The organism is Mesorhizobium sp. M7A.F.Ca.CA.002.15.2.1, from assembly GCF_003998715.1.
GTDB lineage: Bacteria > Pseudomonadota > Alphaproteobacteria > Rhizobiales > Rhizobiaceae > Mesorhizobium > Mesorhizobium ciceri.
Genome location: NZ_RZPI01001055.1, coordinates 1 through 1,131 on the forward strand (window position 1 = coordinate 1; position 1,131 = coordinate 1,131).

A 1,131-nucleotide genomic window follows, 5' to 3' on the forward strand; every position below is an offset into this window, starting at 1 on the left:
GCTTCATACGGCCTTCGGTCTCGAGTTCGAGGCTATTTTTCTTCAACGCCGCAACCATCTTTTGGAATTCGCCCGGCTTTGCCGCGATGGCCTTGCGCATCGCCAGCAGCAGCGCCGGCTCCGGCTGCCACCACGCAATGTCGGCGAAGCAGCGCTCAAGCCCGACATGCACGTAGAACACGCCCTGCTCCATCTTGGTGCCGTCGGGCGACAGGATGGCCGACAAATGCCTGTTGTAGGGCCGCTTGTCCTTGGCGAAGCGCACGTCGCGATTGATCCGGAACAGCGACTTCTTGCGGTCGCCGCGCAGGCCGAGCCCTGCCTTTGCGAAGCGCTCGGTCAGCGTGTCGACCAGATCGCCGAAGGGATCGCGCAATTCCTTTTCGAACAGGTCGCGATTCTCCAGGAACCATTCCCGGTTCTGGTGGAAATCCAGAGCCTTCAGGAACGGAATGGCCTTTGGGCCGAACCCCTTGAATGCGCCTTCCATCACGCCTTGCCGATCCGCGCCAGCCAGGCATCCTCGTCGATCACCTCGATGCCGAGCTCACTGGCAAGCTTGAGTTTGGAGCCGGCGCCCGGCCCGGCGACCACCAGATCCGTCTTCGCCGAAACCGAGCCCGCGACCTTGGCGCCGAGGCGCTCCGCCATGGCCTTGGCTTCGGAGCGCGTCATCTTCTCCAGCGAGCCGGTGAACACGACCGTCTTGCCGGCGACCTCACTGTCGGCCGAGACGGTGACGACATACGGCTTCGGCTTGACCTGCTCGAGCAGCTTCTCAAGCACGTCGTCGTTGCGCTCATTGCCGAAGAAGCCGCGCAGCGCATCGATCACCGTATCGCCGATGCCGTTGACCGATGGGAAGACAGTATGTGGATCCTCCGCGGCCGCTGTCTCCTTGCCGACGCGGATCAGCTCCTCGATGGTCGAGAAGGTGCGGGCAAGCACGGCCGCCGTCGTTTCGCCGATATGGCGGATGCCGAGCGCGAAGATGAAACGGTCGAGTTCCGGCTCGCGGCGCGAGTCGATGGCCGCGAACAGCTTGTCGAGGCTTTCATAGTTGCGATCCTCGACGCTGCGCACATTCTTGCGTGTCTTGCCCGATGCGGCCTCGCGCTGCCTGGCCTGCTC

The 1,131-nt window shown here is 63.5% G+C and carries 2 protein-coding genes; both read right to left on the bottom strand.

From position 1 onward, the window contains the following. Positions 1 to 490, bottom strand: a 490-nt coding sequence (locus ENZ74_RS32530) for a TIGR02453 family protein (RefSeq protein WP_127313322.1), incomplete at its 3' end; no start/stop codon positions are given. Further along, positions 490 to 1,131, bottom strand: a 642-nt coding sequence (locus tag ENZ74_RS32535; RefSeq protein ID WP_281059758.1) for a BRCT domain-containing protein, incomplete at its 5' end; no start/stop codon positions are given. The genes ENZ74_RS32530 and ENZ74_RS32535, both read right to left, overlap by 1 nt.